The sequence below is a fragment of the Akkermansia sp. 54_46 genome, from assembly GCF_001917295.1.
GTDB classification, from domain to species: Bacteria; Verrucomicrobiota; Verrucomicrobiia; order Verrucomicrobiales; family Akkermansiaceae; genus Akkermansia; species Akkermansia muciniphila.
Genome location: NZ_MNUD01000033.1, coordinates 248,068 through 273,426 on the forward strand (window position 1 = coordinate 248,068; position 25,359 = coordinate 273,426).

Sequence of the window (25,359 nt, forward strand, 5' to 3'; positions counted from 1 at the left end):
TAATTGAAGATAAGACAGCATTCCAGTCTAAAAACGTTCATTCCGCGGGTATGCCGCAGCCGGAAACGAATACGGCCGAACCCACCCGAAAATGAAAGGCCGCAGGCACCTCCGCACTAATTTTCTTCCCGGATGCCCTTCTTGCTGTTCTTCTCCCGCTTCTCCGCATCCTTGCGCAGGGAGTCGGCTTTTTTCCCATTACCCCCCTTTTCATAATACCCGGCTATCCTCCGCTGGATGGCGGCTTCTTTTTTTACCTTGAAATAATCGCCCGATTTAGTCCGGATATACCGGTTGTAGGAAGACTCCGCCTCCTTGGCCAGCTGAAGCACGGCATCCTGATCCTGGGAAACGTACTCGTAATATTGCCCCATCAGCGCTTCAAATACTTCCGCGCGGCGAGCATAATCCTTCATGGACTTCCGGTACAGGGCAGCCACCCCGGCCTTGTCCCCGTTTTCCATCAGGAGATCCGCCTGCCGTTTGATGGCGGCGGAAGTCAGGTCGCTGCGCCCCTCGTCCGTCTCCTTTTCCAGCTTCTTCAAATCGCGGGCAACATGGCGCTTATTGGTGGAAGCGTCCCTCATGGGGAAAATATACTCATCTTCCACGCGGGCGGCCATGGCCAGGTAATCCGGACGGGAACGGAACTTGCGCTTGATCATGGTCACCAGCTCCTCCCATTCCTCCAGCTTCGTGCCGCTCTCCGGGCGGCTCATCAGGGCAATCAGGCGTTCCCAGCCCAGAGGGCTGCCGGGAGCGGCCTGCGTAGCGGCTTCTAGCATTACCCGGGCGCAATCCGGCTTCTGCATCTCCTCAAACAGGTCCGCCAGGGAAAGATAATCCAGGGAAGTATCCAGCCGGACGCCATTCACCTTCTTGTCCATACCCTGGAGAAGGGTGGATTCATGCTTTGACTTGCAGTTGTGCGGATGAGAAAAATGCCCCGTATTATATCCGTACCCGCCGTAGGACTGCCAGGTTTCATCCGTCGTCAGCAGATTGACCCAGGCATGCGGCCCGCGGTTGCCGTCCCCGGTAACATAGGCGGAGGGAATGCCGTTGCATTTGGCGGTATTCACCGCAAAATAGGCCTGGTCCATGCAAATGCCGCCTTCATCCAGAATCTCCTGGAAGGTATAATTAGTATAAGGGTCCTTGCCCAGTGCGGCGCGGTCCATCCGGTAACGGATCATGGAATAGGCTCCGCCCCATCCTTTCCGGGTAAGGCGTACCTTTTTGCGCGCCCAATCCATCTCCGACCTCGGCAGACGCACATCCACCACAAACAACAGCTCGGAAGGGCTTAATTTGGAAATGTCCGTGAGAAGCTCACGGGCTTCATCCATCTCCATGAAGTACTCGAATACCTGTTCCAGCGTCAAAGGCGTGGTGGAAATATTGGTGGAAGAAGACGCCCTCAGCTTGGACGGGCTGGAAGCGATGCGGGGATTCAGCATGGCGCAGGCCAGCGCCAGGGAGGAATACCTGCTCCGGGGCATGGCGGAGGTTTTCATCCAGAATCCCGCCCACTTCCTCAAAATCCCTCCCCACTCCTCCCCGGGTGTCTGCTCCCGCGCCATCGTGCGCAGGAAAAGTCTCAGGGGATCGGAAGGGTCTGAAAAAAGCCATGGATAGAAATACCTGGGGGAACTCTCCTTGATTTGTTCCTGGATGGTTTCCGCTCCCACTTTGCTGATGAGCTGGTACAGCTCATTGGCGCGCATGAGGTACGGGCTCTGATCGTACATGGACGCGTCAAATTTGCCGAATTTGATGACCTTCACGGCATCCCGTTCCAGATTGGAGCGCAGGAAATCGGCATACAAGTCATAGCGGCCCGTTTCCAGGGCCAGATTGAAAGCATCCGTAAACAACTTTCTGTTGGCGGCGTTATTGGCCTTCAGGCTGACCAGAAGAACAGGCTTCTTGAAAATCTCCAGCCGCGGATCTTCCTCCTGGACCACGGGTTCTTCCTTCGGTTCCTCAGGGGAAGGCTCCGCCACTTCCTGTTCCTTGTTCCGCCGTTTTCCGGCGGCTTCCTCAGCAGCCAGGCGTTCCGCCTCAAGACGGGCTTTTTCCTCCGCCTCCGCGCGCGCCCGTTCCTCCGCCTTCCTGCGCGCCGCTTCCAGTTCCGCGGCTTTCCGCACACGCGCCGCTTTCGCTTCCGCCTCCTTTCTGGCCGCCAGCTCAGCGGCAGCAGCCTTACGTTGAACGGAAACCCGGTGGTAAGCCACCCCTCCGGCGGCAAGAGCCAGCACCAGGACAATAGTCATAATAATTCCGCCGGAAGAGGATTTTTTATGCTTGGGAAAACCGGGACGCAGAGGATTGACAGGATTCATGGGGATGCAGCTTGAACGCGTTGAAGCAAATTGGGGTGGGGGATGAGACGGTTTTATCCCTGTTCCGTGTGACATAAAAGCGCAATACCTTTCCGAGGTCAACTTGAAACAATGGTCTTTTGCTGAAGGTTCGTTTTCCCGGAACCCGTTAAGAATCAAACCAGAGTATTTTTCCTTGTATTTTCATAGCCATTTTATAGTATCAGGCCTCTTCATGTTTCCAAAAACATGAGAAAAACACAAGTATCCTGCTGATTATTCCTGGCTGACATATGTTTTTCCCGTTGCCTATGAACACTTTCTCTCATCTCAGTCCGTTTCTGGCCGTCATTTCGGGAATCCTCTTCTCCGGAACGGCTCTCTGTAACGACATCGTGCTGCCTCCGCCAGATAAAAAGGGAGGAAAGCCCCTCATGCAGGTTCTTCATGAACGGCATTCCACCAGGTCCTTTGCAGACAAACCTATCCCGGTGGAAATCCTGTCCTCCCTGCTCTGGGCGGCGCAAGGCGTCAACCGGGACGATCCCGACTACCGCACGGCGCCGTCTTCCCGGAATTCCAATGAAATAGAAATCTATGTCGTTCTGCCGCAGGGCACCTATCTTTACAGGCCGGAAACCCACCGGCTGGAGAAAGTGGTTCAGGGCGACATGCGGGCCGCTACGGGAACACAGGAATTCGCGGCTACCGCGCCGTTAAACCTGGTCTATGTAGTAGACCAGTCCAAACAGCCGGGAGACTTTGATGCCAGGAGAAAGCTGGTCACGGCCTGCACGGATGCGGGGTTTATTGGAGAAAACGTTTACCTTTTCTGTGCTTCCGAAGGGCTCGGCACCGTGTTCCGCGCCATGATTAACGCCAATTATATCCAGCAGTGCCTGAAGCTCCCCGTCCTCAAAAAAGTCCTGTACGCCCAGAGTGTCGGCTATCCGTCAAAATCCTGAAAAAACCATAAGCCGGAACGCTGTGAGACTCGCCGTTCCATCGGCGGCTCTTCCTCATGCCCTGCGAAAAACCGTCATGGGAACCGCCGTTCCCATGGAAATAAAAACGCCAGGAACCATTGCCGGGCCAGTCAGGAGCGCACTCTTCCGGACAGCCCGGCAACAATAGAAAAAGCGTTTGGCGAACTGTTGGATGAACGTTTCGGGCAAGCCCGGTTCCGCCACTCCGCCCTGCGGCATTGGCTGGAGAAATGTTCAAACCGGAATTCCCGGGAAACTGCGGCGCCAGGAAATCTACTCCCCGCTTGCGGTCTTTCCCATAGTTCAAATTCATGGAAAATCCGGAACCGCAAGCGGAAAACGCACCAGCATTACCACTGGTTGTCCAGGTTTTTGGTATTTATCTTTCCGGGTTCCTTGTTGCGTTCCTTCATGCCGCGGACAGGCTTGGGCTCCTTTTCGTGCAGGTCCAGAATATCAATCACATTCTCCCCTTTTTTCAGGAATGGGGCCGGGACATACAGCCTTAACTGAGGTCCCACATTCCAATAGCGCCCCACGTTGATTCCGTTCACCCATACATACCCCTTGACATAGCGGGACATATCCAGAAACGTGTCCTGAGGCTCTTCAATATTTACAACGGCCCGGAAATGCGCCCCTTCCCGTTTCTGGGAAGGCCCCTTTCCTTTGGGAGCCCGCACAATGGAATCAGCTTTCAGGGGAAGCGCCCTCACCGTCCAGTTCTTTAACTCCCGCGTTCCCAGTTTCACAGGACCGTAAATCCCCTTGCGGTCACTCTCCATGCTGATATGAAAATTAATATGCCCCATGGCCTCTACCAGAACTTCCAGCGTCCCCGGCTTCCTGCGCTCCGGCAGTTTCACGCTCTTCTGCCCCAGCCGCCGATCCAGCGTGCCGACCAGCTCTCCATCCAGATACACCTGGGCATAGTCATTGACATTGGTAAATTCCAGCGTTTCAGGCGGTCCTGACGGAACGGCCGTGCTGTAAACGGCAATACCCTGGTTCTGGTTCCATTGTTCAAAATAGGGAGGCTGCGGGAACTTGGACCGGAAAGGCTTGGGCAGGTTCTCCCAAAGGCCGGCATGCACTGCGGGCGTAAACTCCGGAATTTCCATGGCCGGAATGTCCGCGGGAGGTTCCGGCACAGCGGCTTCGGGAGGCAACTTTTTCAAAATGATGTCCCTCATCTGGGCATAATATTCATTCATCCGCCCCTGCTCATCCACGGGAGAACCGTAATCATAACTCGTCAGGTCCGGCTGGTATTTTCCCGGCCCTCCGTTGTTGGCTCCGGCCGAGAATCCGAAATTGGTGCCTCCGTGGAAAACGAACAAGCTGAAGGAACGCCCCTTGTCCATAAACCAGCGGACGTGGTTGACCACTCCAGGGGTGGGAGCCCAATTCCCCTCCCCCCAGTGCCGCAGCCAGCCCGGATACGTTTCCGAGGAAAAAACGGGAACTCCCGGATTGCATTTATTAGCCACTGCCCAATGGCCGTCGTTCAGCCCCGGATCCAGCCCTACGGCCACGCCTGGAAGCACCACGCCTTTCAGAAAATGTTCTCCCGCGCCGTCGGAGGTGTAAAAGGGGCCAAAACCCTTCCTGCTCCAGAACGCCTTCAGCCATTCCATATACTTGCGGTCTTTACGCTGGTAGCTCCCGTATTCGTTTTCAAGCTGGGTCATCAGAATGGGGCCCCCGTTTTTGGCTAAAAAAGGCTCCGCCACACGAGCCACGGCCTCCAGATAACGCGTCTGCGCCTTCATGAATTTGGCGTCTTCCGTAGTTCTCAACTTGGCCTTGGGATCCTTCAGCAAATAATGAGGCAGCCCACCCAGATCCCATTCCCCGCATGCATAGGGGCCGGGGCGGAATAAAACCCACATGCCTTCCTCCTGGCATAACTTGAGGAACCCTTCCAGATCCCGATTGCCCGTCTTAAAGTCAAAGCTGCCGTCCGGCTGCTCATGGTCATTCCAGAACACGTAAAATGCAATAGTATTCAGCCCCATAGCCTTGGCGGTCCTGATGCGGTGCCTCCAGTATTCCCGGGGAATGCGCTGGGGATGCATCTCCGCGCCGCGGATCTGGAAGGGTTTCCCGTTCAGCATGAACTCCTGGTTCCCTTCCCCGCCGAACCCGAACACAACGGGGGGTCCTCCGGAAAGAGCGGGTTTCTGTACATTCTGGACAGCCTCAGGGCCAGCCCATGCCAATGCTCCCACTCCGACGGCCATCAGTGCGGCAGACCAACTGAAACTATATTGCTTCATCATGTTGAACAGTTAATTCATTTGAAGACGGTTGCCAATAACAATTTTTTTCTCTCTTCTCCGAATCTTCGGAATACCCTTCCCCTCCGCCAGAAATCTGACGGGGCCGGACGGAACGGAGGCCTTCCGTTCCGTGGAATGTGATCATGTCATATATCTTCATCCCTTTGTATGAAAACCGGAGGACGCCTGTCTAAATTGATCAATATGAAAACAATTGTTCTTCTTCGCCATGGAGAAAGCACGTGGAACCGTGAAAACAGATTCACCGGATGGACGGACGTGGATCTGACGGAATTGGGAATACAGGAAGCCAACCACGCGGGCGACCTTCTGAAAGACAGGGGAATGGCCTTTGACCATGCCTACACCTCTTATCTCAAGAGGGCCGTGAAAACGCTCAACTGCGTGCTGGACCGTTTGGACCAGGACTGGCTGCCCGTCTCCAAAAGCTGGAGGTTGAATGAAAAGCACTACGGCATGCTCCAGGGCCTGAATAAAAGTGAAACGGCTCAAAAATACGGAGACGAACAGGTACTGATCTGGAGGCGCAGTTATGACGTGGCGCCTCCTCCCCTGGCGGAGGACGATCCCGCCAACCCCAAATGGGATCCCCGCTACAAGGGAGTGCCGGACAGCGAACTTCCGCGAACGGAATCACTGAAAGAAACTATTGCCCGCATGATGCCCTACTGGGAAGGAACAGTTCTCCCTTCTCTACGGACGCTGGACAATATCCTGATCGTAGCCCACGGCAACACATTGCGGGGCATGATCAAGTATTTGAAAAACATTCCTGACGAACAGCTGCTTTCCCTTAATCTTCCTACCGCCACCCCCTATGTATTTGAATTTGACGACTCCCTGAACCTGGAAAAAGACTACTTTCTTGGGGATCCGGAAGAAATCCGCAAACGCATGGCGGCCGTCGCCGGCCAGGGAAGCGCAAAGAAAAAAACGCCTGCGGAATAACCTCACTATCCTTTCCTATGACCGCCCATTCCTGCCGCATTGCGTTCTTTGACGCCAAGCCCTACGACCGGGATTCCTTCAATTCTGTCAATGAACGCGAATTCCATTACGACATCCGTTACTTCAAAGGGCACCTCACTCCGGACAGCGTGCCCCTGACCCGCGGTACGGACGTAGCGTGCATTTTCGTCAATGACACGGCAAACCGGGAAGTAATACGGAACCTGAAGGAAAATGACGTCAAATTGCTGGCTCTGCGTTGCGCCGGATTCAATAATGTGGATCTGAAAGCTGCGGAAGAAGCGGAACTGCCCGTCGTGCGGGTGCCCCAATATTCTCCCTATGCGGTGGCGGAACATGCCGTAGCCCTGATGCTTTCCCTGAACCGCAAAATACACCGCGCCTACTGGCGCACCAGGGACGGCAATTTTTCTCTTCACGGCCTGATGGGCTTTGACATGAATGGAAAAACGGCCGGCATCATCGGAACGGGAAAAATCGCCAGAATCCTCATCCGCATTCTCAAAGGCTTCGGGATGAACATCCTGGCCTATGACCTGCACCCTGACCAGCGCTTTGCGGAAGAAGCTGGCATTACGTACACCACCCTGGACGATCTGTACGCCCGGTCCGATATCATCTCCCTGCACTGTCCCCTTACTCCGGAAACGGAACACCTGATTAATACGGATTCCATTGGAAAAATGAAGGATGGAGTGATGATCATCAACACGGGACGCGGCAAGCTGATTAACACGGAAATGCTGATTGACGGCCTGAAATCAAAAAAAGTGGGAGCTGCCGGACTGGACGTGTACGAAGAAGAGGGAGAATATTTCTACGAAGACAAATCCGACAGGATTATTGATGACGATACTCTGGCCCGTCTTCTTTCCTTCAACAACGTCATCCTGACTTCCCACCAGGGCTTTTTCACGAAAGAAGCCCTGCACAATATTGCGGAAGTCACCCTGCACAACATCCGGGACTTTCTGGAAAGCAAACCTCTGATCAACCGAGTCTCGCTTCAGTCACGCTGAACGTGCCCGGCGGGCGCTCTACGGAAATCCGGGACTTTCTCATCCGCCTTCTGCCGGACAGAAGGCGGAATTCGGGGAAAGGCGGCAGCTTTTTTATGCAAGCGCCGCCACTTCCCGCCGTATTATATACTATGAGCACTCCAGCCCCTGCCTCCGTCCTGGCTCCCAAACCGCACTACGCCGCTCTGGACGGCCTCCGCGGGGTGGCCGCCGTCATGGTGGTCCTGTTCCACATGTTTGAAGGCAGCGCCAGGGACTTCCAGTTCCATACGGACCAGATCATCAACCACGGCTACCTGTCCGTGGACTTCTTCTTCATGCTGTCCGGCTTCGTCATCGGATACGCCTATGACGACCGCTGGGAAAAAATGAACCTGTGGAACTTCTGCAAGCGGCGGCTGGTGCGCCTTCAACCCATGGTGGTCATGGGGATGCTGCTGGGGGGAATCCTCTTTTACTTCCAGGGGTCTGAAATCTTCCCGAACCTTGCGCAAACCCCCGTATGGAAAATGCTGCTGGTCATGACCGTGGGATTCACGCTGCTGCCCGTTCCCGTTTCCCTGGATGTGCGCGGATGGTCGGAAATGCACCCGCTGAACGGTCCGGCCTGGTCCCTCTTCTTCGAATACGTCGCCAATATCCTTTATGCCATGCTCATCAGAAAATTTACCAGCAGATGGCTGGCGGTCCTGGTCTTTCTGGCGGGCTGCGCCCTCATTCACCAGTGCTACACGCAGGGCAACAACATCGGCGGCTGGACTCTGGATGCGGAACAGTGCCGTGTGGGGCTTACACGGCTCATGTTCCCTTTCTTCGGCGGTCTGCTCCTGTTCCGCCTGTGCAAACCTGGACGGATCAGGCATGGTTTCTGGTGGTGCAGCCTGCTTCTGGCGGGAACCCTGGCGGCGCCCCATGTAGGAGGCGCGGAACATTTCCGCCTGAACGGTCTGTATGACGCCTTCTGCATCATTGTCATCTTTCCCGTGATAGTCTTCCTCGGAGCCAGTGACATCCCTGGAGACATCTCTTCCAGAGCCAGCCGGTTTTTGGGAAACATCTCCTATCCCCTTTATATCACCCACTATCCTATCGTATATCTCTACCTGGCCTGGGTTCACGATGCGGAAGTCCCTCTTTCCCGTGCGCTCCCCGTAGCGGCAGGCGTCTTATTCCTCTGCATTGCCGTAGCCTACGGGTGCCTGAAGCTTTATGACGAGCCCGTGCGCGCATGGCTTTCCAAACGCGTGCTGAAGCGGCATCCTCCGGAACCCGGGGCGTAAAGCGGAACAAACATCTGCCTTGCCCCGGGCGGGGCCAGGCCGGATACTGTCAGCGGTCTTTCATGGAAAAACTGCCGACATCCTCCAAAGCTCTGCGCTACCTGCCCTTTCTTGTGGCATCGGCATTCTTTATGCAGATGCTGGATGCCACCATCCTGAACACGGCCATTCCCACCATTGCCCGCAGCTTCAACAGCCATCCGCTGCAGCTCCACTCCCTGGTAACGGCCTACATGCTCACCGTCTGCGTCCTGATGCCGGCCTCCGGATGGATATCCGACAAACTGGGTTCACGCCGTACTTTCCTGCTGGCCATCTCCGTTTTTTCCGTAGGCTCCCTGCTGTGCGCCCTTTCCGCCTCCGTTACCATGATGACGGTATGCCGCGTCATCCAGGGAATAGGCGGCGCCTTCCTGATGCCCGTCGGGCGCCTTGTCATCCTGCGCTCCTATCCCCGCTCCATGTTCGTCAATGTCCTGAACATTGTAACGATTCCGGCGCTGCTGGGCCCCCTTCTGGGGCCGGTGCTGGGCGGTATCATCGTACAGTACGCTTCCTGGCACTGGATATTCCTGATCAACATCCCGGTAGGCATGGCGGGCCTGTGGGCCACCTGGAAGCTGATGCCGGACCTGAAAGCGGTCCGGGAACAGAAATTCGACTGGCCGGGTTTCTTCCTTTTCTCCTCCTCCGCCGTCCTGGCTACGATGGGCCTCTCTTCCGCAGGAGGCATAACCGATAAGCCGCGCATGGTCATCCTCACGTCTGCCGGAGGCATTCTTCAACTTCTGTACTGGGTGCTGGCGTTCCGTTCAAAAGCCCCCATCTTCAGCCCGGCCCTGTTCCGCATCAGAAACTTTGCCATCGGAATCGCCGGCAACATCGTCTGCCGCCTGGGCGGAAGCTGCCTGCCGTACCTGATGCCGCTTTTCTTCCAGGTGGTGCTTGGTTATTCCGCTCTTCAGTCCGGCATGTCCCTGATTCCGCTGGCCCTGAGCAATCTGCTGGCAAAAACGGTTGCGCCGCGTCTGCTCGGGAAATTTGGTTACCGGAACATCATGGTCGTCAATACCTTCACCATAGGAGCGCTGCTGGCCTCTTTCCACTTTGTAGGCCCCGGAACCCATGAACTTATTCTCCTGGGCATGCTCGCGCTGCTGGGCGGGGCCAACTCCATTCAGTTCACCTGCATGAACACCCTGACGCTGATTGACCTCCCCAATGCAGACGCCAGCAGCGGAAACTCCCTGCTTTCCACGATCATGCAGCTCTCCATTGCTGTCAGTATTGCCGCGGCCTCCCTGCTGCTGGACAGCTTCGGCGGCCATTCGGCTACCTCCGGAAAGGCTGTGGAAACCGCCTTTCATACCACTTTCGCCACCATCGGCGCCATTGCCGCGGCCAGTTCCTTCATCTTCGCCCTGGTGGACAAAGACAAGGGAATCACCCGCAAACGGAAAAAAGCAGCTTGAAGAGGAAAATTCCCGCCCCTGTTCAGGAACAGGAAGAGGAATCTCCCGTCTCAAGAGAACAGCACTGCGCAAACCGGGCGCGGGACTCTTCCAGGGTAATCGGTTTCTTATCCTCCCCCAGGGCTACATAAACCAGCTCCGCCTCTGTAATTTTGGCAATGTTATTGCAAAGCTTCGTCAGACGTTCCGCATATACCTCCACCTTCACGGTGACGGAGGTGCGGCCCACCTTGATAATATCCGTATAAAAGGACACTACATCGCCCACCAGCACAGGAGCTTCAAACGTCAGGCTGCTCACCGCACGCGTCACAATATAGCGGCTCAATGCATAGCGCATGGCGGTATTGGCTCCCGCAAGGTCCACCTGGCTCATCACCCAGCCGCCGAATACTTCCCCGCTCTGATTGGTATCCGCAGGCATTGGTTCCACGCGCAGGGCGGGAACGCGCCCTTCCGGAAGCTGGGCATGACGATATGTATTTTCCATAAATAAGAATTATTATAAATTGATAAGGACATGCTTATCTATCACAGCCCTCTTGTAAAGGGTAAAACGCGGAAGCGGAAAACGGGCGGTGCCGGCACGCTCTGCGGAAAAAAGAAAACAGCCCGGAATAAACTGCTTTCCCATATTGATTAAGTTGGGCAGGCGGATTTCCGTGTCTTATCCCGGAGCTTTTCCACCATGGCCGGTAAAGGCGGTTGTCCATTACTCATGGACCGCAACCATGAATCCAAAACAAAAAAAGTGGACGGGGAGGCACATCCCGCTTCCGACTTTGCCTACGTACCCGATCCGGAAAAGCCTTCCACCTGGAAACTGCCGATTTTCAACATGCGCCACGTAGGAGGGGCCCTGGCCGCCATGACCAGCGACTATCGCGGCAACCCCGTGGAAATACCGGAAGGAGATCGCCGTGCCGTCATGAAAAAAATCCTGGCCAGGAAAGCGAAACTGGAACAGGAAGAAAGCTGATTCCGTTTTCTTTCATTTCTTTTTTTCCGCCTGTAAACAGGAAGGAAAGAAATATCTTTTCCCTTCGTTCCCCGGTCTTAACCGTTTGGGGACGGGCTGACACCATCCAGATACCGGCTTTCTGCGGCGCCTTCGGCTGGCACCCCCGTAGAAATGAAAGACATTCCCACCCTTCCGACGCTCCTGGCGGATACAGCCGGATATTTCACTTACGGACGGCATCAAAAACGGTGGTAAAACAGAAGAAGAAATTAAATTATTCTAAAATCATCAATCATCCCAAGGATGTTTTTCCCCTAAAGTGGATTGGGGAAATTCAGGAAATCTGAAAATCAAATAACTTTCTCCGGCCAATAAAAACAACATTTAGAAAATTCCTATATAAATAAATATCAATGGCATATTGAAATAAAAACATGTCTTTCCCTGAACAGGCTGTCCGAAGCCTGGTCATCACGACAGGAATGAAGAATGCCGGAAAAGGGAATGCTGCCGGCTATTTCCCGCATGGCAGCGCTTTTCCCCTTCCGTCAACTCCGCATCAAAATATGACTGACGAAAAAATGAGCACAAAAGGCACTAACGAAATACAGGACCCGCGCGGTGAATTCCAACAGGAAAGATATGAAAAGCAGCAGCAGAAAGCCCCCGGACTGCAATCCGGAATGAAGCCCGTGCCGGATTCCGGGGAACAAAGCTACCATGGCTGCAACAGGCTCCGTGGACGAAAAGCCCTGGTCACAGGGGGAGACTCGGGAATAGGCCGGGCGGCGGCTATTGCCTACGCACGCGAAGGAGCCGACGTAGCCTTGAACTACCTTCCTGAAGAACAAAGCGATGCCGAAGAAGTGGCGGAACTCATCAGAAAAGAGGGCCGGAAGGCCGTCCTACTGCCGGGGGACCTCAGCGATGAAGTCTTTTGTAAAAAACTCATCAGGGATGCCTTGGAAAAACTTGGCGGACTGGACATCATGGCCCTGGTAGCCGGTAAACAAGTGGCGGTGGAAGATATCCGGGACATTACCACGGAACAATTAACCAAGACATTTGAAGTAAACGTGTTCTCCCTGTTCTGGATTGCCAAGGAAGCCCTTCCGCATCTCAAGCCGGGGACGAGCATCATTACCTGCTCCTCCATTCAGGCCTACCAGCCCGGCAAGAACCTGGTGGACTATGCTTCCACAAAAGCGGCCATCATCGCGTTCAGCCGCTCCCTGGCCAAGCAGGTTGCCCCCAAAGGCATCCGGGTCAACGTGGTGGCTCCCGGCCCCATCTGGACAGCCCTGCAAGTAACTGGAGGCCAGCTGCAGAAGGACCTGCCGGAATTCGGACGGAAAACGCCTCTCAAAAGGGCAGGGCAACCTGTGGAACTCTCCGGACTATACGTCTTTCTCGCCTCCCAGGAATCCAGCTTCATTACTGCGGAGGTCTTTGGCGTTACCGGCGGCATGCATCTGGCCTGATGCGGAAACCCGCAATCCGGGAAAAGGGCCGGACTGACTTTCCGGAATCTCTTTCCGCAGCGCCACACCCCCGGATGACCGGGAAAGCGGCCGGAAACGGCTCTGCAAGGAAATCAGGGCATTGCTCCATTTCCCGGTTGTCCCGGCAAAAGGTTCCTGCTTGAATAGGGTAATGGCATTTTGGAGGTTTTGGTTCATCTTTTTCCCTTTCACGGCGCTTCTCTTTTCCATGGTGCATGGCAGTCCTCTGAACGCACCCGTCATCACCCTTGGAGAGAAAAAAAGCCTGTTCGGAGAAAAAGCGCAGGCCAATGAATATGTCAGCTATGCCCTTTATTACTGGCCGGACCCCGCCAATCCGGACGGTCCTTACAAACCCATTGACGGCAAAAAGAACAAACGGCTCCGCAGCATGGACGACAGCGGCAGGATGGCCGCTTTCATCGGCACGGTCTGCAGCCTGGGACGGCAGTATAAACTCGACAGGGATCCGCAGGCCGCCTCCCGGGCCGGGCAATGGCTGAAAGCCTGGTTCATTGCTCCGGCAACCCGCATGCAGCCCCATCTGAAATATGCCCAAATTCGCCCCGGAAACCGGACGGAAGGAGGCGGAGGAGGCATCATCGACCTTTACCGCATTCCCGAATTCCTGGAAGCTTTGACGGCGTTGAAATGCTCCAATGCCCTAACGGCAGAGGAATGGAAGCAGGTGGATGCGTGGCTGAACCAGTATTACACATGGCTGACTACCAGCAGGCAGGGCAGGCATGCACACACGTGCAGCAACAACCATTATCTGTTTTATGTGGCGCAATGCGCCCATTTGGCATCCTTCCTGGGCCGCAGTCATGAAGCGGCCCAATGGCTGGCGGAAGCCTTCGCCAACATGGACCGCCACATCGCTCCCGACGGATCCCAGCCCGAAGAACTCAAACGGGCGGAACCCTGGCAATACAGCGTTTACACTCTTCAGGCATGGGGATACCTGGTGCATCTTGCAGAACGCATGGGCGACAAGAACTACCGTTACCGGAAAACACCCGCCGGGGCTTCCATTCAAAAAGCTGTGGATTATCTCCTGCCTTACCGCGCCAACCCTGAAACATGGCCCTGGCAAGGCTCCAGGGCAAACACTCCGCTGCCCGCCATCTTTGAACCGGAGCAGGCGGGCAGGCCACAACGGAAATGCTCCTGAACCGCGCCCGCCGTTAAAAGCATCCGTTTTTCCTGCTTATTGAAAATCCCCTGTCCAGCAGCATCACGAACGAGGCATTTTCCCGGAAAACGATTTAATAAGGGATCTCCCCAGTATTTTTCCCCTTAGATTTTTCCTTTCTTTTTGCTGCTTTCCATTCCCACGGAGATATGGGATTCGGGTCAGACCAGATGCCTTTTTGGGCCTTTCTGGCATCCCTTTCAAGAGAAACGAGCTTCCGGCTGGCGGAAAAATTTTTATAAATCCACGCCCATCCTTCCTTCACCATCTCTTCGTTGACGAACATTTTTCCATGCCATATTTCCCCTAAAATACGGCCGTACCTGTCATTCTCGGTATACCGGACTGTAACCGTCTCTCCCCAAATCAGCTTTTCCAGGTATTTCTTGGCGCCTTCATACCCGTCCTGCCCCCTTTCCGGCGTATCAATTCCCTCAAGCCGTATCCGGTGCGTACGCATTTGTTCAGGCGTCTTTTCCAGAAGGATGACCGTGTCGCCGTCAATCACGTTAATCACGACTCCCCTGATACTTTCAGCAAAAGCCATGCAGGGACTTATCAGGAAAATCAAAAGCCATTTCATGAAAAATGATATAATCCAAAAAATATCAGGATGCAACTACTCTTTAGAGAAACCGTTCCCGCACTGTTCACACGGCCGGAAACAGATGAATGCGGTCATCTGTGGACAGCCTGTTCTGGAACAGGCCATCATGTTTTCCGGCATGAAGGAACACAATTCCCGAACCTATTCCAACCTGTCCGGAACAACGGTAAACAGGCTGTATCATTGCCCCGCTCCGGAACATCTTTATTCGCTGCCGTGCCGGGAGCGGAAGAACATCCCGCCGGCGCACCCAACAATCCAATCATGCTGCCATTTAGAAAAGCTGCATGTTAAACAAGAAGAACCGGGCGCCCTGCAACATTCAATGGCATGGCGTGAGGCATTTCACTCATTTTTTCAATTCTTCGGCTATTCTGCCGAGGTTCTTTTCCGTTGCCTTTCTCAGTTTCTCCTGCTGTTTCCAGTACCATGCCGTTCTTTCCGACACCCCGGCCTGATTCGCCAGCCAGCGCACGGCGCCGCTCGTGTCACAGCCTGTTTTCTTCTGAATGACTTCCAGCAGTTGAGCGACATATTTATTCATGGATTCCGGGTTGATATTATTTCGATTCCCATGCCCGGCTGAATTCCTCGTCCCGGAACAGGGAGGCAATCCCGCTGAGCTGCTTGAGGCGCAACAATTCTTCCGCGTCCATCCCCAGATTTTTGAGTATCCACGCATCCGACATGCCCGCCTCCGTCAACTCCTGGATAATATTGGTCATGAGGGCGATATTATGAGATCCCCGGGCACGGTTGTGCCTGATGGTGGAAGCCATGCGGTTTCCAAGAGGCTTGTCGATTACGGCCACCGGCATCATGCCACCCTCCCGTTCGTAAATATCGCGGTAAGTCTTCATGATCTGGCAGCGGTGGAACCCGTCCACGATTTCATAGGTCCCGTCCTCCAGCTTATAACAAACGATAGGCATCGTATAACCGTCCTCCTTGATGCTCTGGTAGAGCAGCTTCATTTCGGGGGGAGCTACGCTGTTCGGGTTATAGGCATTGGAACGTATCTGGTCCAGGGGAACGCGCCGGATTTTGTAAACGGGGGATTGATAGGAGGTTTTCATAAAATATTGCGGTATTTATTGACGGCGGCCCGGCGCCGGGCAATCGCTCCCTTGGTTGGACCGAACCCGGCGTACTTGCAAAAGTAATCATTCTTCATGATGCAGATGCACATGCGCTTGTAGGAAGGCACCTGCCGGAAATTGCTGACCGGCATGTCGTCGGGATAGCCCATAAACTGAATGACGTCGCGGTCGACGTAACGGCCCGACTTTCCCGTCACGGTCGCCAGAGGATAGGCGGCCAGCACTTCATCGGCAGTTCCGGGATCGACGGTGCCCCCTTTCATCCAGTACTTTTTAGACCTCTCCAAAATATTGTTGTAGTGTTCCGCCGTTTTCTCGTTCATTGTGGAAAGCAGGAATTCATAATAGGACTTCCAGGTATGGCCGGGCGGCAGTTTGATGGTTTTCCAGCCCATGGCCGTCGTACCTCCGTACAAACCCGTGAAGTTGACGCCGTTGACGCGCCCGACCATGCGCGCCCAGTTGGCAGGATCAATAACTTTGTAAAGCTTCAGGCTTTCCTGGGCGCAGTCATTAAACGGGCTTGCCACCCGCATTTGCCCGATCGTAAGGCCTGCCTGGTACAGGAGATCGTAAAGGCGGTTATAGTCAAAACCAAAACGGGCGTTAGCCGTCCAGACGTCACTGACGCGCCAGTCATAAAGAGGGTAGGCGCTGACGGTCACGGCATCAGCCCGTGTAATCCACTTCCTTCCCTCATAAGACGTCCTTTTATTGCCGCGGGCAACGGCGGCGTATCTGTTGAGGCTTTCATCCGCCCGCAACCCTACCATGACGGCAGTATTTCCGTGTTTTTTGGCAAAATGGCGTGAAAGCTTATCCTGGAATTCATAGTCCACCATACCGTGCCGGAACGGGACGTCCAGATTCTTTTCGTTGATTACATAGGGATTTTCCGGCATGGGTCGCACCCACAGTTTTTTCTGGGCGGCGCTCCACGGCGTCCAGTAAGGTTCCCCCAGGGAGCATGCGGACTGGGCCCTGATCGGTACACAGTACCACATCTTACGAATGCCGGGGAATTGCTCCAGAAATGTTCTGGTGACATACTCGGTCGTCATTTGATATTGGGCCTCATAATCAAGGTGATACATGGACAGCTTATCCAGAAGGCCCTGTTCGGCGGCGTAACGATAGCAGAGATTAAGCATGACGCCGCTGTCCTTGCCGCCCGAAAAAGACACCAGGACATTGTCAAACTCTTGGAAACAATAGGCTATGCGTTCTAAAGCCGCCTCATAAACATTTTTATCCAGATATGTTTTCACAACTTTTCCAAAGCCTGTCTTTCGCCATCCGCCGCCAGCCCCCTGCCGGACGGGAACACGTCGGCCCGGATATGATTGCCGGAAGCCATGCATTTTCCCTGAAACCACTCTTGCAGCTTGCAGCTCATAGGGATATCCCCTGTTCTTTCAAACAGGGTTGCAACGCCTTCATTTCTGCATAAATAAGCAACATCATGTTTTTTCATGTTTTCAAATGCGCAGCAGCTTATCGTCCGTTATTTTCCGTCAACAATACCAACCTACTGAATTATTGCGGCGGGTCAATGTTTTTACTGCAATTATTTCAGTAATTTTATTGTCATCACCCTCCTTCTCAAAATACCTGCGCTTTTTAGCGAGCAACACCATTCCAGAAATGCCTTATGCATTGCGCCATGACCTCCTTTCCTTCTCCGCAACATCCGCGCTATGTGCAGCATTCAAGACGCTGCGTTGGAATGCACGGTTTCAAAATCGGAGATACAAAAATCATAACTTGCTTAAAATTAGGTGAACGAAAAAATGTACGACTCAGAGCCATTTTCCGGTTCCAACATCTTTCCCCCAATACTCTTTCCGGAACCGCATCTTCCAGGCAGACGATACATCCATCATTTCCTTCCTGAAGGAAAAATAAACGTGTTTCCCTTTTTGCAATCCGGGATGCTGTCCAAACATGAATATGCCGGTACACGCCTTAATCATGCCGTCAGATTAGACTTTAGGCGTTTTATGATTTTCCCCGAAACGCCAATTTCATGCCAGAACGGAATCAAAAAATGACATTTTGTCAGCACTTATGGTTGTTTTTCCGCGGTTTTTCACCTTTCCAGCCTCAAAACAGACAAAAAAGAAGCCCTGTAATCCATTAAAATTACAGGGCTTAGAAAATTAGTGGCTCCCCCGGTTGGGCTCGAACCAACGACCTAGTGATTAACAGTCACCCGCTCTACCGCTGAGCTACAGGGGAGTTTGCATTCCATGGAACGCGGAGGGATTTTTACTGGAGGTACGGGCGTTTGGCAAGTACTTTTTTACTCTTGCAGGCTTTTTGACGCAAAAAGGCTTCCGCGGCGCGGTCATGGCAACGGTGTTTTCTTGACCTTTGAAGGGAGAATGACCAGACTTTCAGCGACATGAGTGAACATCACCATCATATTGCTGTCTTGGCCGGCGACGGCATCGGGCCCGAGGTCATGGCACAGGCTCTGAAGGTTCTGGATGCCGTAAGCGGCAAGTTTGGCTTTACCGTAAGCCGCAAGGAGGCATTTGTAGGGGGTGCGGGCATTGACCACTGCGGCAAGGCTCTTCCCGAAGAAACCATTCGTGCCTGCGAAGAGGCGGACGCCGTTCTGTTCGGCTCCGTGGGCGGTCCCAAATGGGAGCATCTCCCCGCCAATGAACAACCGGAACGCGGAGCCCTGCTGCCTCTGAGAAAACATTTCGGCTTGTATGCCAACCTGCGTCCGGGCGTATGCCTTCCGGCCTTGACCCATGCCTCCCCCATCAAGAATGAACTGATTGAAGGCGGATTCGATATTTTATGCGTCCGGGAATTGACTGGCGGCCTGTATTTCGGCCAGCCCCGTTTCCGCGAACGGGAGGGAGACGACGAAGTCGTCGTGGATACCATGCGCTACCATAAAAGCGAGATGGTGCGTATCGCCAAAGTGGCGTTCGAGGCTGCGCGCGGCCGCCGTAAGCGCGTCACCAGCGTGGACAAGGCCAATGTGCTGACCAATTCCCTGCTGTGGCGCGAGACAATGATTGAAGTTTCCAAGGATTATCCCGACGTGGAATTGCTGCATATGTACGTGGACAATGCAGCCATGCAGCTGGTGCGCAATCCCCGCCAGTTCGACGTGCTGGTGACGGAAAACCTGTTCGGGGACATTCTTTCCGATGAAATGGCCATGATTTGCGGTTCCCTGGGCATGCTGCCCAGCGCCAGTCTGTGCCAGGGCGCACAGGACAACGGCCTGTTCTTCGGCCTTTACGAACCCTCCGGAGGCTCCGCTCCGGATATCGCCGGCAAGGGCATTGCAAACCCGATCGCCCAGATTCTTTCCCTTTCCATGCTGTTGCGCTACTCCCTGGGAGAAAAAACAGCGGCAGACGCCATTGACTCCGCCGTTCGCCGCGTGATTGACCAGGGCTGCCGCACGGGCGACCTGGCTACGGGAGCTCCCGGAGAAATCCGCGTGAATACGGCGGAAATGGGTGACGCCATCATCGCCGCCCTGTAAACAGGGCCGTTCTTCCGGCGCCGCAGGGGAAGGGACACCTGCGGCACGCCTTTCCTCCGGGGGGAGCGGTACCGCCTCCCCTCCGCTTTCCTCTTTCATTTCCGGGATTTTCCGGTTCTTTATCCATCTATCATGAACATCCTTATCATCGGCCAGGGAATTGCCGGAAGTTGTCTGGCGTGGGAATTGAAACGCCGCGGCTCGGAGTTTACGGTTGCAGACCGCCCCGTAGCGGAAACGGCCTCCCGGGTGGCGGCCGGATTGGTAAACCCCCTGACGGGCCGCGCCTTCCGCCCCGGATGGAGGCAGGAAGAATGCCTAGCGGCGGCAGAGGCCTTTTACCCGGAAACGGAACGGGAATTAGGCGGGTCCTGGTGGCAGAAAACTCCGATTTTCCGGGAAGTGGAGACGGAAGACCAGTTTGAAATCTGGCAGGAACGCCAGACGGCTCCGGAATCCTGCGCCTATGCCGGACCTCTTTTTCCATGGCCGGAACACTGGGAAGGCCGCGGGAAAGCCGCCTATACGCGAGGTTCCGCCGTGCTGCACGTGGAAAACATGGTCACTGCCATGCGGCGTTTTTTTATGGAACAGGGCCGTTTTGTGGAAGCGGATGTATCCCCCGCAGATATCCGGCCGGATGCAGACGGTCTTTTCCATTGGAACGGTCGCACGTTTTCCCACATAGTCTGGTGTACCGGCTGGGAAGCCGGGCTTCATCCGGACATGTCTCCGCTGAAGGGGCGCCCCTCCAAAGGAACCATTCTGGATTTGGACTTGAAAGAGCTGGACTGGCATGCCGGCATCCTGCATTTCGGACACTGGCTGGTTCATAACGGTTCTTTCTGGCGCTTCGGGGCCACCTACGCGTGGGCGTGGGATGCTCCCGGCATTCCGGAAGCCCCCGCCGTCCAGGAATTGATGCTGGACCTTGTTAAACGCTATTCCGGGAACATGGACGTCATCCGCGCCCGTGCCGCCGTCCGCCCCATCATCCGCCGCAGCCAGCCGGTCGCCGGTCCCATTCCCGGGCTGGACGGTCAGTTCGTCTTCTCCGGGCTGGGCAGCAAGGGGGTGACCACTTCCCCCTGGTCCGCCGCCCAGCTTGCCGGACATCTCGTGTGCGGAACGGATCTGCCGCCGGATCTGCTGCCTGCCGCGCTCTGGAAATGATACGGAACATCAGCTGTCCTTCCTTGAACGGAACAGCTATTTTCCTTGTCAAAAGGTTCTGAACGCGATTACATGCGGCCTAATATGCGAGCGGAGAACGAGAACTGGGGAGATACGGTACGGAATCATCTGTTTGACCAGCGCAGCGCCGTCATGGTGCACTGGCTGATTCTGCTCAATGTAGTCATCTTTATCCTGGGATTCTTCTTCCAAGTGGACATCCCAAGGAATATTTACCCGCCTGTCCATTTGGACTTGATCCAGCTTTACGGAGCTTACAGCGAATATACGTGCTTTCACGAGGGGGAATTATGGCGGTTGCTTACCTATCAGTTTCTTCACGCCAATCTGGGGCACATCATGTTCAACATGATTGCCCTGTGGTTTTTCGGCCCGGTTGTAGAAGAACGTTTCGGCCATTGGCGCTTCCTGCTGTATTACCTGTTTTGCGGCGTGGCTGCAGCCCTGTTTTCCTCCCTGCTGGGGTACATGGGATTTTTTGATCCGGAATGGCGCTTCATTCCCATGGTGGGGGCCTCAGGTTCCATTTACGGCATCATGGCCGCATGCGCGGTGCTCTTTCCCCATGCCCGGGTACAGCTTCTGTTTCCTCCGGTTAATTTGAGCGTGCGCCAGTTTGCCCTGGCCGTTCTCGGAGTCGCCGCAGCCGTCATTATCTTCCAATGGAACAATGCGGGCGGGGAAGCCGGCCATCTGGGCGGCATGTTCGCCGGATTTATTCTGACATTGCTGATTTTATGGAAGGAAAAGATGTCTTCCCCAAGACGGAAAGCCGCCTCTTCTTCCCACTATTCCCCTGAGCCTTCCAGCCGCCGCCCGGCACAGGCTTACCCCTCTGAAAAGGAGGTGGATGAAATCATGGAAAAAATATCCAGATCCGGCCTGTCCAGCCTGACGGAGGAGGAACGGGAAATTCTCCGGCGCGCTTCCCGGCGCTGAACTATTTGTTAGATATTTTTATATTTTTCGTTATTTTCCTTTCTTTTCTGTCATCCATTTCCTAGCATGGACGAATGATGACGCGACTGTATTCCTCTACCGTCCTGGGCGTAGATGGCGTAGAAGTGGAGGTGGAAGTGGATTTCCGCCCCATGGCGGAAAAACGCACCTTTATTGTCGGCCTTCCGGATGCGGCCGTGAAAGAAAGCGGGCAGCGCGTGGACACGGCCATACAAAACAGCGGCCTTCCCTTTCAGCAAGGTATCTTCGTCGTTAATCTGGCTCCGGCGGATTTAAGGAAGCAGGGCCCCGGATTCGACCTTCCCATCGCCCTGGGAATGGTTGCGGGAGCGGCTGAAAAGGAGATGGACGCTTCTGCCTGGTGCATTGTGGGAGAACTGGCCCTGGACGGAACCGTACGCCCCGTGCAAGGCATTCTGCCGCAAATCATGGAAGCGCGGCGCATGGGCAGGAGACGCATCATGTTGCCGCGCACCAACGCCTGTGAAGGGCTGCCCGTACAGGGCGTGGAAATTTATCCTGTTTCTTCCCTGAGGGAAGCCTGGCATTTGCTTACTTCCAGCACCCTGCCGCCTCCATTTACGGATTCAGGGCAAGAGATTCACGTTCCGCGGGATAAAGACGCCGCTGTGGACTTTGACGAAATCAAGGGGCAGCCTTATGCGCGCCGCGCCATGGAGATTGCGGCGGCAGGCGGCCATAACATCCTGCTTTGCGGCTCTCCGGGTTCCGGCAAATCCATGCTGGCGCAAAGGCTCCCTACCATTCTCCCGCCGCTGAGTCCGGAGGAAGCGTTGGAAACCAGTAAAATCCACTCCGTATGCGGCCTGTTGAAACGGGGGAACGGTTTGGTGGACCAGCGTCCGTTCCGGGCCCCCCACCACACCATTTCTGATGCCGGGCTGATGGGGGGAGGAACAAATATCACGCCGGGAGAAGTATCCCTGGCCCACAACGGTGTCCTCTTTCTGGATGAATTGCCGGAATTCCGCCGTGCCGCTCTGGAAACCCTGCGGCAGCCGCTGGAAACCGGCCAGGTAGTCATTTCCCGCGCTTCCGGTACCATGACATTTCCGTGCCGTTTCATGTTGGCAGCCGCCATGAACCCGTGTCCCTGCGGTTATCTGGGAGACAGAAGAAGAGCCTGCACCTGCCCCCCGGCGCAGATCGCGCGCTACCGCCGTAAGATCTCAGGCCCGCTTCTGGACCGGTTTGACCTGCTGATGGAAGTTCCCGCCGTGGATCCCTCCATTCTGGCTTCCTCACCTGCCGGAGAATGTTCCGCCAGTATCCGGGAACGCGTGGTAACCGCACGGCGGCTCCAATCCAGCAGATACGCAGGAACGCCCTTCCGTAATAATGCGGCCCTTTCCGGAAAAGCGCTCCAGAAATACTGCCGCCTGTTGCCGGAAGGGCGGGCCATCCTGCTCCGTGCCGTGGAAGAACTGGCTCTTTCCGCCAGAGCCTACGACCGCATTTTAAAGGTGGCCCGAACCATAGCGGATTTGGAAGGAACTTCTGACATTCAGGATAAACATCTGTACGAAGCCGTGCAGTACCGGTCTTTCGAGCAATCGCTAAGGGATTAACATCATTAACCCCTTTTCTTGCGCGGCGATTCAAAACGAAAAAATATATTCCCGTGCGGAAAATAAAAAAGAGGCAGCTTTTCAGCTGCCTCCCTAATAACGAAAGTTTTACTACGAGCGTCTGCGGCGCAGCAGCATAGCTCCCAGGCCCAGCAGGCCCAAAGACGCTGCGGCAGGCTCGGGAACCGTTTCATAGGAAACCTGTATACCTGTAATTGTATAAGCGGAAGTAGCGCTTCCAGCACCACCGCGTACTCCGGCAACTACCTTATAACCTTCCTCCCAGGTAAGGGGAGCCGCCGACATATCCAGGGAAATTGTCGTTGTTTCCGATGTAGAGGTAAACGAAAAGTCCTGTATCTTGGAAAGTTCCTCAACCAAAGTGCCGGTTGAATCATATACGGCAAGCACCATGGAATAACTGCTGATTACAGAAGAAGGAGTATTGCAGGAAAATGTAATGGAAGAAACGGAATCACCCTGCTGCGGCCCTCCAAGAACCATGGCAAAGGAATCCCCGCTAACTCCGGAGCGTCCGCATAATGTAATAGTTCCTACATTGTTCTCATTCACCCAAGTGCCTTCATTATTTATACCCCAATTTGAAATGGAGTTGTTATTGCCGCCGGCATATATTCCATTTTGCAGATCCTTTACTTTGTCCAGAAGCTGTTGCCCCGATGTTCTCGCCATAGTGGCGGTCTGTGATACGCTTTGCATTGATTAGAGGATTGTTAATCCGTTGTCAACATAAAAAGTTGAAAGAGCGGTATTCCGGCAGTGGACTTCTTTTTTGATGTAAGGACTTTATAAAGACTAATCCTTGCGCCTCTTCCATTCTAACATCTGCATGTTATTTCATAAATCATTCATTATTATGAATCGAACGTTATCGTAAACCATTCATGAAGAAAATAGGTCCAGCGTTTTCCCCATGATGTTACGGAAAGAAAAAGAGCGGATTAACAATCCGCTGTCCCCTTTATCCAATCCTTAATGATAAAGAAAAAGCCGCCTCAGCAAAGTGAGGCGGCTTTTTCCAAGAAGACTTTTTAACGAATAGCTTCCAAAGCCTGTTTGAGGTCCGCAATAATGTCTTCCGCAGCTTCCGTCCCTACGGAAAACCGGATGAGGTCAGGCCGTACGCCCGCCTCCATGAGCTGCTCATCCGTCAACTGGCGGTGCGTATGGCTGGCGGGATGGAGAACGCAGGTACGGGAATCCGCCACATGGGTCACGATAGCGGCCAGTTTCAGACTGTCCATGAACTTGATGGAACGTTCACGGCCTCCCTTGATGCCGAAGGTTACCACACCACAAGATTGTCCACCTCGGAATTGCTTCTGCGCCAATTCATAATACTCATTGGAAGAAAGCCCCGGATAATTAATCCAGGCAACATCTTCCTGCCCTTGCAGGAATTCCGCCACTTTTTGCGCGTTTTCACAGTGCCGCGGCACGCGCAGATGGAGGGTTTCCAGCCCCAGATTGAGCAAAAAGGCATTCTGCGGAGACTGAATGGAACCCAGGTCGCGCATGAGCTGGACAGTCGCCTTGGTGATGTAGGCGCCCTTGCCGAAGCTTTTGCTGTAGGAGAGCCCGTGATAGGAGGGGTCCGGTTCAGTCAAACCCGGGAACTGATCCTTGTGCGCTTCCCAGTCAAAGTTGCCGCTGTCCACAATCACGCCGCCTACGGCGGCGGCATGACCGTCCATATACTTGGTGGTGGAGTGAGTGACGATATCCGCGCCCCATTCAAACGGACGGCAATTAATGGGAGTGGCAAAGGTATTGTCCACAATGAGGGGAACGCCGTGCGCATGGGCAATGTCCGCCATTTTACGGATATCCAGCACGCAAAGCGTGGGATTGGAAATAGTTTCCGCAAAGAAAGCTTTCGTGTTGGGACGGAACGCTTTGGAGATTTCCTCCGGCGGGGCGTCCTGGTCCACGAAAGTGACTTCAATGCCCATTTTCCGGAATGTGACGGCAAAAAGGTTGTATGTGCCTCCGTAAATGGCCGCAGCACTGACGATATGATCTCCAGCCTCGCAAATATTGAAAACGGCAAAGAAGGAAGCCGCCTGGCCGGAAGACGTCAGGATGGCGGCCACGCCGCCTTCCAGTTCGGCAATTTTTCTGGCAACCGCCTCATTGGTGGGGTTCTGGAGGCGCGTATAAAAGAATCCGGCTTCTTCCAGATCAAACAACTTTGCCATTTGTTCGCTGGTTTCGTACTTGAACGTCGTGCTCTGGTAAATGGGCAATACGCGGGGTTCACCCTTTTTAGGCGCCCAGCCCGCCTGTACGCACAGGGTCTCCGGTCTCAATTCCTGACTCATCATGCGGGGCATGCTATGCCATGCCGCCTGCCTTGTAAAGCA

Annotated in this window: 23 protein-coding genes and 1 tRNA gene; 14 read left to right on the top strand and 10 right to left on the bottom strand. The window is 54.5% G+C overall.

Annotation, left to right across the window (positions count from 1 at the left end; translation table 11 throughout):
* Positions 1–116: 116 nt before the first annotated feature.
* Positions 117–2,276, bottom strand: a complete 2,160-nt coding sequence (locus BHW66_RS08350; protein ID WP_253821719.1) for a hypothetical protein — start codon at positions 2,274–2,276, stop codon at positions 117–119.
* A 359-nt stretch (positions 2,277–2,635) separates the two neighbouring features.
* Between BHW66_RS08350 and BHW66_RS08355 the strand changes: the two genes are divergently transcribed.
* Positions 2,636–3,289 (top strand): SagB/ThcOx family dehydrogenase, encoded by a 654-nt coding sequence (locus BHW66_RS08355; RefSeq protein ID WP_102737705.1) that lies wholly within the window; start codon positions 2,636–2,638, stop codon positions 3,287–3,289.
* 371 nt (positions 3,290–3,660) lie between these two features.
* On the opposite strand, the gene BHW66_RS08360 is transcribed toward BHW66_RS08355, so the two are convergent.
* Positions 3,661–5,592 (bottom strand): beta-galactosidase, encoded by a 1,932-nt coding sequence (locus tag BHW66_RS08360; RefSeq protein ID WP_215833652.1) that lies wholly within the window; start codon positions 5,590–5,592, stop codon positions 3,661–3,663.
* A 204-nt stretch (positions 5,593–5,796) separates the two neighbouring features.
* On the opposite strand from BHW66_RS08360, the gene gpmA reads away from it, so the two are divergent.
* From gpmA to BHW66_RS08380, 4 genes are all read left to right on the top strand, one after another.
* Complete coding sequence (gene gpmA / locus BHW66_RS08365; RefSeq protein ID WP_046436647.1) at positions 5,797–6,561, top strand: 2,3-diphosphoglycerate-dependent phosphoglycerate mutase; 765 nt, start codon at positions 5,797–5,799, stop codon at positions 6,559–6,561.
* 17 nt (positions 6,562–6,578) lie between these two features.
* A complete protein-coding gene (locus BHW66_RS08370; RefSeq protein ID WP_046436454.1) occupies positions 6,579–7,601 on the top strand; it encodes a 2-hydroxyacid dehydrogenase in 1,023 nt (340 codons plus the stop codon).
* Between the two features lie 131 nt (positions 7,602–7,732).
* Complete coding sequence (locus tag BHW66_RS08375) at positions 7,733–8,881, top strand: acyltransferase (RefSeq protein ID WP_046436645.1); 1,149 nt, start codon at positions 7,733–7,735, stop codon at positions 8,879–8,881.
* Between the two features lie 62 nt (positions 8,882–8,943).
* Positions 8,944–10,353, top strand: a complete 1,410-nt coding sequence (locus tag BHW66_RS08380; protein ID WP_046436644.1) for a DHA2 family efflux MFS transporter permease subunit — start codon at positions 8,944–8,946, stop codon at positions 10,351–10,353.
* A gap of 22 nt (positions 10,354–10,375) precedes the next feature.
* Here BHW66_RS08380 and BHW66_RS08385 read toward each other — a convergent pair whose 3' ends face one another.
* On the bottom strand, positions 10,376–10,843 hold the full coding sequence (locus BHW66_RS08385; RefSeq protein ID WP_012419825.1) for an acyl-CoA thioesterase: 468 nt from the start codon (positions 10,841–10,843) through the stop codon (positions 10,376–10,378).
* A gap of 228 nt (positions 10,844–11,071) precedes the next feature.
* Between BHW66_RS08385 and BHW66_RS08390 the strand changes: the two genes are divergently transcribed.
* The 3 genes from BHW66_RS08390 to BHW66_RS08400 all read left to right on the top strand — a co-directional run bounded on the left by BHW66_RS08390 (position 11,072) and on the right by BHW66_RS08400 (position 13,990).
* Positions 11,072–11,332: a hypothetical protein gene (locus BHW66_RS08390; RefSeq protein WP_022198106.1), complete on the top strand. Its 261-nt coding sequence runs from the start codon at positions 11,072–11,074 to the stop codon at positions 11,330–11,332.
* 563 nt (positions 11,333–11,895) lie between these two features.
* Positions 11,896–12,795: an SDR family oxidoreductase gene (locus BHW66_RS08395; RefSeq protein ID WP_102758762.1), complete on the top strand. Its 900-nt coding sequence runs from the start codon at positions 11,896–11,898 to the stop codon at positions 12,793–12,795.
* Between the two features lie 229 nt (positions 12,796–13,024).
* On the top strand, positions 13,025–13,990 hold the full coding sequence (locus tag BHW66_RS08400) for an alginate lyase family protein (protein ID WP_215833653.1): 966 nt from the start codon (positions 13,025–13,027) through the stop codon (positions 13,988–13,990).
* Positions 13,991–14,084: 94 nt separating this feature from the next.
* Here BHW66_RS08400 and BHW66_RS08405 read toward each other — a convergent pair whose 3' ends face one another.
* Complete coding sequence (locus BHW66_RS08405; protein WP_180974330.1) at positions 14,085–14,558, bottom strand: thermonuclease family protein; 474 nt, start codon at positions 14,556–14,558, stop codon at positions 14,085–14,087.
* On the opposite strand from BHW66_RS08405, the gene BHW66_RS08410 reads away from it, so the two are divergent.
* Positions 14,557–15,204, top strand: coding sequence for a hypothetical protein (locus tag BHW66_RS08410; RefSeq protein ID WP_164907837.1), 648 nt, complete (start codon positions 14,557–14,559; stop codon positions 15,202–15,204). The genes BHW66_RS08405 and BHW66_RS08410 overlap by 2 nt on opposite strands.
* On the opposite strand, the gene BHW66_RS08415 is transcribed toward BHW66_RS08410, so the two are convergent.
* Genes BHW66_RS08415 through BHW66_RS08425 form a run of 3 tightly spaced genes read right to left on the bottom strand, consistent with a single transcriptional unit; the run spans position 15,179 to position 17,114 of the window.
* Positions 15,179–15,694, bottom strand: coding sequence for a ParB/RepB/Spo0J family partition protein (locus BHW66_RS08415; protein WP_012419831.1), 516 nt, complete (start codon positions 15,692–15,694; stop codon positions 15,179–15,181). The two genes, BHW66_RS08410 and BHW66_RS08415, sit on opposite strands and share 26 nt — an antisense overlap.
* Positions 15,691–16,986 carry a DUF3440 domain-containing protein gene (locus BHW66_RS08420; RefSeq protein WP_022198110.1) on the bottom strand — a complete coding sequence of 432 codons (1,296 nt, stop codon included), beginning with the start codon at positions 16,984–16,986 and terminating at the stop codon, positions 15,691–15,693. The genes BHW66_RS08415 and BHW66_RS08420 overlap by 4 nt, the downstream gene beginning before the upstream one ends.
* The gene (locus tag BHW66_RS08425; RefSeq protein WP_257228184.1) at positions 16,983–17,114 is read right to left on the bottom strand and encodes a hypothetical protein; all 132 of its coding nucleotides are present in this window, start codon (positions 17,112–17,114) and stop codon (positions 16,983–16,985) included. The genes BHW66_RS08420 and BHW66_RS08425 overlap by 4 nt, the downstream gene beginning before the upstream one ends.
* Positions 17,115–17,200: 86 nt before the next feature.
* Here BHW66_RS08425 and BHW66_RS08430 point away from each other — a divergent pair, with 86 nt between their 5' ends.
* On the top strand, positions 17,201–17,500 hold the full coding sequence (locus BHW66_RS08430) for a hypothetical protein (protein WP_128153454.1): 300 nt from the start codon (positions 17,201–17,203) through the stop codon (positions 17,498–17,500).
* 381 nt (positions 17,501–17,881) lie between these two features.
* Here the strand turns inward: BHW66_RS08430 and BHW66_RS08435 are convergent.
* A tRNA-Asn gene (locus tag BHW66_RS08435) sits at positions 17,882–17,956 on the bottom strand.
* A 166-nt stretch (positions 17,957–18,122) separates the two neighbouring features.
* On the opposite strand from BHW66_RS08435, the gene leuB reads away from it, so the two are divergent.
* The 4 genes from leuB (at position 18,123) to BHW66_RS08455 (ending at position 22,975) form a co-directional block, all read left to right on the top strand.
* A complete protein-coding gene (leuB, locus tag BHW66_RS08440) occupies positions 18,123–19,232 on the top strand; it encodes a 3-isopropylmalate dehydrogenase (protein WP_012419834.1) in 1,110 nt (369 codons plus the stop codon).
* 132 nt (positions 19,233–19,364) lie between these two features.
* Entirely contained in the window at positions 19,365–20,405 is a 1,041-nt protein-coding gene (locus tag BHW66_RS08445) for an FAD-dependent oxidoreductase (protein ID WP_102733798.1), read from the top strand.
* Positions 20,406–20,489: 84 nt separating this feature from the next.
* Complete coding sequence (locus BHW66_RS08450; protein WP_012419836.1) at positions 20,490–21,365, top strand: rhomboid family intramembrane serine protease; 876 nt, start codon at positions 20,490–20,492, stop codon at positions 21,363–21,365.
* A gap of 74 nt (positions 21,366–21,439) precedes the next feature.
* On the top strand, positions 21,440–22,975 hold the full coding sequence (locus BHW66_RS08455; protein WP_046436441.1) for a YifB family Mg chelatase-like AAA ATPase: 1,536 nt from the start codon (positions 21,440–21,442) through the stop codon (positions 22,973–22,975).
* Positions 22,976–23,086: 111 nt separating this feature from the next.
* On the opposite strand, the gene BHW66_RS08460 is transcribed toward BHW66_RS08455, so the two are convergent.
* Both BHW66_RS08460 and BHW66_RS08465 read right to left on the bottom strand, forming a co-directional pair.
* Positions 23,087–23,548, bottom strand: a complete 462-nt coding sequence (locus BHW66_RS08460; RefSeq protein WP_237970439.1) for a PEP-CTERM sorting domain-containing protein — start codon at positions 23,546–23,548, stop codon at positions 23,087–23,089.
* 479 nt (positions 23,549–24,027) lie between these two features.
* A complete protein-coding gene (locus BHW66_RS08465) occupies positions 24,028–25,317 on the bottom strand; it encodes an aminotransferase class I/II-fold pyridoxal phosphate-dependent enzyme (protein ID WP_046436637.1) in 1,290 nt (429 codons plus the stop codon).
* Between the last annotated feature and the right edge of the window lie 42 nt (positions 25,318–25,359).